Origin of the sequence: Weissella paramesenteroides ATCC 33313 (assembly GCF_000160575.1) — a bacterium.
GTDB lineage: Bacteria > Bacillota > Bacilli > Lactobacillales > Lactobacillaceae > Weissella > Weissella paramesenteroides.
In genome coordinates, this window is record NZ_GG697128.1 from 166934 (window position 1) to 175764 (window position 8831).

Genomic DNA, 8831 nt, shown 5'->3' on the forward strand with positions numbered 1-8831 from the left:
AAAAATGTATTAATTATTAGCATGAAAGTTTGATAGCATAAACGACTTTTGTCTCGCTTTCCTTTTTTGACTTACTTATTAGTCTGGCATTTCAATAGATTCTTCAGTGATAACAGTAATAGTTACTGAATTTTTCCCAGCTTCCCACTGTGCTTCTGCACCACAATTTGTTAATTGTTGGATTTCTTGTGCCAAAAATCCAGCTTCAAATGCAAAACTTGCATCTGGATGTTTAAGCAATCTTTCGTCAACAACAGGACCGTTTAGTAACCATTTTTGCTCAAATGATTTTTGGGAAGTGTTTGAAAGGTAACCAAACCCAGCCGACATAAAGAAATTCTGAATTTCATTAGCCCCAGTTAATTGGAACTCATTTGCGATTGACTTACCAGCCCAGTATGTAATCTCTGATTGATCATCTTGTAATAATTCAGGCAATAAATGATCACGTAATAATACGAGTGAAAAAATATCAAAGTTCTGGTTTACTGTTGATTCTGTCATTGTTTGCTCCTTTGAATGTTCAAAAATAATTATAGTGTATTCATGCTTAATTTGCCAACAGTTTACATGAGTGTTACAATAATATTCTTGAAAGGATGGAGTTTTACATGGTTTTACCGTATAGTCCCCTAAATAACAGTACGCTAGGTTTAGTTACTGGTGATTTAATCGCACAACGGCAAGTTGACAGTCAGCGAACATCATGGAGTGGAGACTCCGCTTTAACTTTAGCAACAATAAGCAGTCTGTCATACGGTTATAATTTAACTGACATGATGGATCGATACCTAAGTTGGTATCAAGCTGGTGAATACACCAAACATTCTAAAAAGCCCATGACGGTTGGTAGCACAACAACCTTCGCATTGGATAAGTACAAGCGAACAAGTGATCCATTTAATTCAGGTGGTCGTGAACTATCCGACAATGGAAATGGCGCTCTAATGCATATTACGCCAGTCATACTGTATTTACGATCACAATATGGTGAAGATTTTGTCTCTCATGAGCCGGCAATGCTAATGTTACATCAAATTACTGGTTTGACTCATAATCATCCCCAGTCATTAATCGCTAGTGGTTTATATGCAATGTTAGTAAATAACATATTACAAAATATGCCGCTTATTGAAGCGGTTGATCAAGCAGTGAGTGGTTCTTATGAATATTATTCACAGCATCAAATTTTTGCACAATTTTTACCAGCATTTCAAGCACTAAATAAACCTGATTTAAAAAGTGAATCCATAGAATCATTGCATACATCAGGATATGTGGTTGATACATTGGCAACAACGATTTGGGTCATACTAAATAGTACAAGTTTTGAAAATGCAATATCACTTACTCAAACTTTACCAGGCGAATCAGAACGTATTATGCCTCTTGTTGGTTCACTAGCTGGCATTTTATACCATCAAGAATTTCTTGAAAGATATAGTACTAATGATAAAGAATTAGCAATAGTGATGGATGTACTTCACATAGCAAATAAAAGCCATAATTTTAATTAATACTGTTGCATAAAAGATGGCTAACCAGCCATCTTTTTTTTATTTTTTTCAGAAAGAAGGAATTTATAATTAAATGGCAGCATTAACCCATAGTATAACTGGCGTTTTAATGATTTTAGGGTTAGTAGCAATCGGATTTATTTTAATTAGGGGAAACATTTTTGATGATTCTGATGGTAAAATAAGTCGATTTTTATCTGGCTTTATTTCAAAAGTTGCATTACCAGCTTATTTAATTGTTCATATACCTCAAGACTTTACACCTAAAACATTACTGGCAATGGGAACAAATATTTTATTTCCTTTAAGCAGTATGATGCTACTGTTAGTTTTATCATTTTTTATTGCGCGCATTATTCACGTTGATCCAAAACACAAAGGCCTTTTTCAGTCGCTACTTTTTAATTCAAATACAATAACCGTTGGCCTACCAGTCAATATGGCATTATTTGGTATGAATAGTTTACCATATGTTTTGATCTACTATATGGCTAACACGACCGTATTTTGGACAATAGGTGTTTATATGATTTCAATTGATGGTAATCACGACAATAACCATTTTAATCTGAAAAAAACGCTAGCTGGTGTCTTTAATCCACCAATGATTGCGCTACTCATCTCATTAATACTAGTTTTTATTAATGTAAAACTACCAGCATTTTTGGTTACTGATTTAACAGAATTAGGAGATACCAATGTTCCTTTGGCACTGGTATTTATTGGTTTTGCCATTGCTAAGACTTCTCGTAAAGACTTGCTACCAAATAAAGAAACGGTGACCTTATCATTAAGTCGTTTTGTTTTAGCACCACTCACAATGGCTCTCATTATGATGCCATTTGATTTGCCTACATTACTAAAACAAGTATTTATTATTCAGTCCGCCATGCCCGCCATGACCAACGCGGCAGTCATGGCACTCGAATATAAAGCAGATTATAAATTTGCGTCTATTAGTATTACACAAACAACCTTATTAATGTTGCTAGTCATTCCAGTACTGATGTTTGTTATTCAATAACATCGTAAGAGTTTTTCCTTGCGTTACCTGCCTTGTTCGTACTACGGTTACCTTGTAATGGTTATATTTTATATAACCATTCATTTCATAGTTTAAGTCAAAAAAGGGAGGCATAACAATGGCATTATTTGGTACAAAAGCCTGGGCTAAGCAAACATTGAAGGAGGCTGGTGTCAGTCAAATTTTAGTAGCAAAGCGGCCAAAACGACTTGCAAACACGACAATAACAGCACTATATCAAGAAATTTTTCGACGTCATTTGATTTAGCTTGCACAATTTGATACAAAAAGGAACACGGTGCTCACTGTGTTTCTTTTTTTGTTTATTTATTCGTTTTTAATTATTTTTATTGCATATTATTTCAATAATTGCTAAGATTATGATAATATGATGAATTATTTGGGAGATTTATTAAATGAATATAATTAATACAACAACATATCATGATGCTTGGTTAAGCGATTTGACAGAATTACTTAAAATTCCTTCTGTAAGAAATGATGCACAAGCCACAACAGACGCTCCTTATGGGCCTGGTCCAAAAGCAGCTCTTGATTTTATGATGGCAATTGCCAAGCGTGATGGCTTTCAGAAAGTAGGAACGGTTGGTAATCGAGCAGGATACATCTATATTGGACCTGAAGATGATGAACAGCCAATTGGCGTCATTGTGCATGTCGATGTTGTACCTGTAAACGATATTGACCAATGGCAAACTGACCCATTCACGCCAGTCATTAAAGATGATAATCATATTTATGCACGTGGGGCAGATGATATGAAGGCAGCCGTTATGTTAACTTACTACGCAATTAAAGCGATTAAAGATGCCCAACTGCCATTGAAACACCAAATTAGATTTATCATCGGTACTGATGAAGAAAGTGAATGGGCAGATATGCACCAGTATTTTGCAGAGGAAGGGGACCTGCAATATGGCTTTTCACCCGATGGTGCAGCAAATCTATCATACGGTGAAAAGGGTATTAGTCAGCTAGATTTATATTTTGATGCCACAAATCCTGAAGATGCCCCAATTAAGTTAATCAACTTTAAAAGTGGTTCAGCAACTAATGTTTTACCTGGATTTGCTATAGCTACTTTCTCTGGCATTCCTGTCAATGATCTACAAAATAACTTTGACCAATACTGTCAAGAAGAGAATATTTCGGGAACTTTAAGCCAGAACGGTGAACAAACCGTTCTGACAGTACAGGGAGTTGCAACTCATGCTGCTCGCCCAGAAACTGGTAAAAATGCCGCAACCTATCTTGCTAATTTTTTGACACAGTATGACTTTAAAGGTAATGCATCTAACTTCCTACAATTTGTTGGACAGAAATTACATAAGGATCCCTATGGTGAGCACTCTGGATATGGCAAGTCAGAACCAAAGCTCGGAAAAACCAGTCAAAATGTTGGCATTACTGACTTCATTAACAATACAACTGGTCATATTAACTTAAACTTCCGTCATTCACTAGCGTTTGATGAAGCCGAAACCGTTGATCAAATATTGACTGATGAACCTTGGCTAACTAACATCGTTCGTGATCCGGCAGGGCTTGTACCGCACTATGTAGGTAAAGATAACAAACTTGTTAAATTATTAGCAGATGCCTTTCAATCTGTTACTGGTAAATTACCCGATCAAGGCGTAAATGGTGGGGCTTCCTTCGGACGTCTAATGTCAAGTGGCGTTGGATTTGGTATCATTCCAACAGATGAACCATCAACAGCTCATGGAGCAAACGAATCCTTTAATTTGGCGAACTACCAAACTGGTATCGATCTTATCGTAGCAGAAATACTAGCCCTATCAGATAATCTATAATGTGTTGACCTATAAAAAAATAAATGTGATAATTAGCATGTAATTTAATATTTACTAGGGGAGCCCTTTATGGCTGAGACGTTAATTAACGGACCCTTTGAACCTGTTTAGTTAGTACTAACGAAGGAAAGTAATGGTCAATGCGATTTAAAGCACAGAAAACCAATTTCCTGGTTTTCTGTGCTTTTTAAATTGCCATGAATGCGGGAGGAATCATGATAGATATACCACAAGTTATAACAATTGCTTCAACTGATGCCAGTGGTGGGGCTGGTATCAATGCGGATTTAAAAACATTTCATAATCAAGGAGTTTATGCTGCGACGATTGTAGTCGGGCTAACCGCTCAAAATACTTATGGTGTGCAGGACCAATATCCGATTCCTGCAAAGTTTATTTTAGAGGAATTTAAAAGTATCGCTGATGACTTAGATATCAAAGCGGCCAAAACTGGCGCATTACTGGATGAGGTTCGTGTTCATGCGGTTGCACAAGGATGGCAATCACATAACCTGGGAAAACTAATTATCGACCCAGTAATGGTGGCAAAGGGTGGCTCACACTTATTAAGTGACACAGCGATCGATACTTTGAAAACAGAACTTATACCACTCGCATTCTTGATAACACCAAATCTACCAGAAGCTGAGATACTTGTTGGTCGTTCATTAAAAACTGATCAAGACATTATTCATGCAGCTATGACAATCCAAAATATGGGCGTTAAAAACGTCTTAATAAAAGGCGGCCATCGTGCTGATTTAAAAAATGAGTTTGCCGACTACATTCTATATGCTGACGGTTCATCAGAATGGCTCACAATGCCTGGTATCAAAACAAAACGTACGCACGGCACTGGTGATACCTTATCATCATTTATAACTGCAAATCTAGCAAAAGGGTATGATTTGAAGGATATTATGCCTGTTGCTAAAAAATTCACTTACGAAGCCATTCGGCAAACAATCAATGTTGGTCATGGTCATGGCCCATTAAACCATTGGGTGGCTATCACAATGGGGACGGAGGATAACAAATGACCTTCCATGAATTTCTATTACAACAATCTACATCAATACGGAATGATATCTATCACTCATCTTTTGTACAAGGCATAGGCTCAGATAATTTGTCGCAAACACAGCGAGACTATTATGTTGCACAAGATACCTATTATACCGACTATTTCGGTAAACTATTTGACTTAACGACAGAAAAATTAACACCATTGCAGCAAGCTTCAAAGCCTGTGTCTACAGACGAACAAACTGCTCACGATGCCTTGTTAGCAAGTCAGGCAATGCTAAATATACCACCTGACCAACATAATTTAGCCTATCTAGAGCACATGGAAAAGGCGATTATGCAAGGTGATGCCACAAATGCAATGTTGGCTTTATTACCATGTACGGAGTCGTACCATTTAATAGGCACCCATTTTATTAATAAGTTCCCTAATAATACTTATGAACCTTGGCTAGCTTATTACACTAGTCCCGATTATAAAGCATTCACACAATGGAGCTGGCAAGTAGTTGATCAACAGGTACCTGACTGGCAGAAACTATCTTTTGAAACACAGCAGGCTTATTTATCAACATATTTAACATCTTACCAATATGAACTTACTTTTTGGGATCAAGCAGCACGACACTAAGTACTGTATTAAATGTTATAATAAATATAGACTATGTATTGAAGAGAGGGATTTAAAATGAATACATTAATTTCAGTTGCGATAGCACCTTTTGGTGTTGGTGATGAACTAAGTAGCTATGTAAACGATATTATTGGGGTAATCGAAGAATCTGGACTTACTTACAAAACAACCGCCATGGGTACTGAAATTGAGGGGGAGTGGTCAGATGTTATGAATACCGTGCAAAAGGCCATTCAAACGTTAACAGATAAAGGTATCCGTGCATATGTTTCTCTAAATGCCGATATTCGACCTGGTCACACAAACACAATTGAAACAAAACTACAGAAACTTAGCCATAAATTAGAGGGATAATCGTTTTTGTATTAATATCAATTTACAAAGGATAGGGCACTAAATAAGGTGTACTTATCCTTTTTTCTTTCAAAAAGAATCTGAAATAAATAAATTCCTGATTTTTATAATGATTTGTGTAGACAAATCCTTTAAATGGGACTATATTTAAATACCGTAAGCGTTTTCACAACGTGTATGTTTAATTTAGGTTTTTTAAGGAGATATTATTATGCAAACTGCATTATCGTCAGAGAGTCAACCAAAAGTTGTCAATCGTTGGTTGGTAATTTTTGGTACTGCTCTTGTGCAATTGGGTGTGGGAACCTTTTACGCATGGAGTATTTTTAACACACCAATTTTAAAGATGTTTCATCAATTGGTATTAGATCCAGCTACAGGTAAACCTGCGGCTGTCCAGCCACATTTAGGATCTATTTCATTGATTTTTTCAATTGGTGCATTAGCCTTATCATTATCAACGATTTTTGTTGGCTCATTAGTCAAGAAATTTGGTGTTCGTAAAGTCACGATCTCAGCCGGTATCTTATTTGGTATTTCAGTCTTTATCGCATCACGCGTTAGTTCTGCAGATCAATTATGGCTATACTATTTGTCAGCAGGTGTTATGTTAGGTGCTGCCGATGGTATTGCTTACATGTCAACGCTATCAAATGCCATCAAATGGTTCCCTGAGAAAACAGGTCTAATTTCTGGTATTTCAGTTGCCTTCTATGGATTAGGATCATTTGTTTTCAAATATATTGACTCAGCTTTTCTAGGAACGAATATCGTTCACAACTTGCCACATGCTTTAATGGCTTGGGGATTCTTATCAATGCTTCTAATCGTAGGTGGTGCATTATTCATTCATGATGCACCAGAAGCAAAGGCTGAGGATGTTGTCGACGATCCAACTCACCATGAGTTCACGACTCGTGAAATGCTACGTAAGCCACAAGCATACTTGCTATTCATTGCCTTGCTAACAATTTCTTTGTCTGTTTACTTGACTGGAATTTCATCTAACTTGGGTACAAATTTGGCCGGATTAGATATTGCACAAGCTACAAATATCGTTGCCGTAGTTGCAATTGCTAATACTATTGGTCGTTTCTTGATTGGATCACTTTCAGATAAATTTGGTCGTAAGCCGATGTTTATTCTTTCATACGTTGTAACCTTTATTGCCGTAGCTACTTTGGCATTTAGTAGTCATCTAAGTGTTCCGGTATTTTATGCCGCAATGATTGCTGTTGGTTTCTTCTTTGGTGGTACGATTACAGTTTATCCAACCATGGTTGGTGACTACTTCGGTTTGAAGAATCATAGTCAAAACTACTCTCTAATTTACCAAGGATTTGGTTTCGGAAGTTTAGCAGGTGCCATTATTTTGTCACTTGCTGGCGGTAACTTATCCGTTGTCTTTAATATCTATATGGTAATGCTGATCGTTTCATTATTGATTTGGGTATTTATTAAGAAGCCAGTTTACAAAAACTAATTTTTTTACAAATATAAAATTTCTAGCTATCGATTTTGATAAAATCGGTAGCTTTTTTAATACTATTTTCTGTATAATATCATTTATGATAATTTGTATAAATCAAATACATATTTACGGAGAGGTATTTCTATGAAAACAAAGCAAGGACATTTTCTACAACTGACAACCTTTGATATTAAGGTTATTGGATTAGTTTTAATGGTCATTGACCATTTTCACCAAAACTTTGCACCATTTGGCGCACCAGCATGGCTAGATTGGTTTGGTCGTCCAGTAGCAACTTTATTTTTCTTTACAGCCGTTGTCGGCTTTGCCCATACACATAGTAAGAAAACTTATATGCTTCGCTTGTATATTAGTATGGTGGTAATGGCAATACTAATGAACTTAACACAACAAATTATTGGTTTTGAACAAGTTCAATTGATCAATAACATATTTCGTGATTTGTTTATTGGAACCATTTTTATGGCTGCCATCGATCAATTTGAGAAAGTAAAGGGTGGTCATGCTGGTAAACATATCTCGTTGGGTGTGCTCTTATTTTTGTTGCCATTCTTGTTATCAATAATCATGATGCCCTTACTTGCATCAAGTGGTTCAATTTCGTTAGCTCAAAAATTGATCATGCAAGCTCTATTAGCCATTAATCCAGCAATTATGCTTGCAGAAAATGGTGCCATGGTTTTGCTTATTCCAATCATGTATATATTCCGAAACGTTCGATGGGCCCAACTATTAAGCATCGTTGTTGTCGCCGCTATCTACGGTTTCTTTGGTTCTACACAATGGATGATGATTTTCGCCATCATTCCAATTGCTTTATATAACGGAACAAAAGGACGGGGTATGAAGTATTTCTTTTATATCTTCTATCCAGCGCATCTCATTTTCTTATATGCACTTGCCGCTTGGCTATATTAAAATTAAACACAAAAAAAGCACATCATTTTAA

General features: G+C 36.3%; 10 protein-coding genes and 1 riboswitch. Of the genes, 9 read left to right on the plus strand and 1 reads right to left on the minus strand.

What is annotated here, in order from left to right; all coding sequences use genetic code 11:
• Window positions 1–78: 78 nt before the first annotated feature.
• Window positions 79–504 carry a DUF2507 domain-containing protein gene (locus tag HMPREF0877_RS00790; RefSeq protein ID WP_002827181.1) on the minus strand — a complete coding sequence of 142 codons (426 nt, stop codon included), beginning with the start codon at window positions 502–504 and terminating at the stop codon, window positions 79–81.
• Between the two features lie 107 nt (window positions 505–611).
• Between HMPREF0877_RS00790 and HMPREF0877_RS00795 the strand changes: the two genes are divergently transcribed.
• The 9 genes from HMPREF0877_RS00795 to HMPREF0877_RS00830 all read left to right on the plus strand — a co-directional run bounded on the left by HMPREF0877_RS00795 (window position 612) and on the right by HMPREF0877_RS00830 (window position 8800).
• The gene (locus tag HMPREF0877_RS00795; RefSeq protein WP_040760131.1) at window positions 612–1517 is read left to right on the plus strand and encodes an ADP-ribosylglycohydrolase family protein; all 906 of its coding nucleotides are present in this window, start codon (window positions 612–614) and stop codon (window positions 1515–1517) included.
• Window positions 1518–1590: 73 nt separating this feature from the next.
• On the plus strand, window positions 1591–2541 hold the full coding sequence (locus tag HMPREF0877_RS00800; RefSeq protein WP_002827185.1) for an AEC family transporter: 951 nt from the start codon (window positions 1591–1593) through the stop codon (window positions 2539–2541).
• A gap of 118 nt (window positions 2542–2659) precedes the next feature.
• On the plus strand, window positions 2660–2809 hold the full coding sequence (locus tag HMPREF0877_RS10225; protein ID WP_002827186.1) for a hypothetical protein: 150 nt from the start codon (window positions 2660–2662) through the stop codon (window positions 2807–2809).
• A 148-nt stretch (window positions 2810–2957) separates the two neighbouring features.
• Window positions 2958–4376 carry a Sapep family Mn(2+)-dependent dipeptidase gene (locus HMPREF0877_RS00805; RefSeq protein ID WP_002827188.1) on the plus strand — a complete coding sequence of 473 codons (1419 nt, stop codon included), beginning with the start codon at window positions 2958–2960 and terminating at the stop codon, window positions 4374–4376.
• A gap of 46 nt (window positions 4377–4422) precedes the next feature.
• A riboswitch (TPP riboswitch) is annotated at window positions 4423–4522 on the plus strand.
• Between the two features lie 69 nt (window positions 4523–4591).
• A complete protein-coding gene (gene thiD, locus HMPREF0877_RS00810; RefSeq protein ID WP_040760134.1) occupies window positions 4592–5416 on the plus strand; it encodes a bifunctional hydroxymethylpyrimidine kinase/phosphomethylpyrimidine kinase in 825 nt (274 codons plus the stop codon).
• Window positions 5413–6033, plus strand: coding sequence for a TenA family protein (locus HMPREF0877_RS00815; protein ID WP_002827190.1), 621 nt, complete (start codon window positions 5413–5415; stop codon window positions 6031–6033). The genes thiD and HMPREF0877_RS00815 overlap by 4 nt, the downstream gene beginning before the upstream one ends.
• A gap of 57 nt (window positions 6034–6090) precedes the next feature.
• A complete protein-coding gene (locus HMPREF0877_RS00820; protein ID WP_002827191.1) occupies window positions 6091–6390 on the plus strand; it encodes an MTH1187 family thiamine-binding protein in 300 nt (99 codons plus the stop codon).
• Between the two features lie 211 nt (window positions 6391–6601).
• A complete protein-coding gene (locus HMPREF0877_RS00825) occupies window positions 6602–7873 on the plus strand; it encodes an OFA family MFS transporter (RefSeq protein ID WP_002827193.1) in 1272 nt (423 codons plus the stop codon).
• A gap of 132 nt (window positions 7874–8005) precedes the next feature.
• The gene (locus tag HMPREF0877_RS00830) at window positions 8006–8800 is read left to right on the plus strand and encodes a TraX family protein (protein WP_002827195.1); all 795 of its coding nucleotides are present in this window, start codon (window positions 8006–8008) and stop codon (window positions 8798–8800) included.
• The last annotated feature ends 31 nt before the right edge of the window (window positions 8801–8831 follow it).

What these genes read in the sequence shown, in the direction of transcription:
- HMPREF0877_RS00790 (WP_002827181.1), bottom strand. Translation starts at nt 504, where the DNA reads ATGACAGAATCAACAGTAAACCAGAACTTTGATATTTTTTCACTCGTA.
- HMPREF0877_RS00795 (WP_040760131.1), top strand. Translation starts at nt 612, where the DNA reads ATGGTTTTACCGTATAGTCCCCTAAATAACAGTACGCTAGGTTTAGTT.
- HMPREF0877_RS00800 (WP_002827185.1), top strand. Translation starts at nt 1,591, where the DNA reads ATGGCAGCATTAACCCATAGTATAACTGGCGTTTTAATGATTTTAGGG.
- HMPREF0877_RS10225 (WP_002827186.1), top strand. Translation starts at nt 2,660, where the DNA reads ATGGCATTATTTGGTACAAAAGCCTGGGCTAAGCAAACATTGAAGGAG.
- HMPREF0877_RS00805 (WP_002827188.1), top strand. Translation starts at nt 2,958, where the DNA reads ATGAATATAATTAATACAACAACATATCATGATGCTTGGTTAAGCGAT.
- thiD (WP_040760134.1), top strand. Translation starts at nt 4,592, where the DNA reads ATGATAGATATACCACAAGTTATAACAATTGCTTCAACTGATGCCAGT.
- HMPREF0877_RS00815 (WP_002827190.1), top strand. Translation starts at nt 5,413, where the DNA reads ATGACCTTCCATGAATTTCTATTACAACAATCTACATCAATACGGAAT.
- HMPREF0877_RS00820 (WP_002827191.1), top strand. Translation starts at nt 6,091, where the DNA reads ATGAATACATTAATTTCAGTTGCGATAGCACCTTTTGGTGTTGGTGAT.
- HMPREF0877_RS00825 (WP_002827193.1), top strand. Translation starts at nt 6,602, where the DNA reads ATGCAAACTGCATTATCGTCAGAGAGTCAACCAAAAGTTGTCAATCGT.
- HMPREF0877_RS00830 (WP_002827195.1), top strand. Translation starts at nt 8,006, where the DNA reads ATGAAAACAAAGCAAGGACATTTTCTACAACTGACAACCTTTGATATT.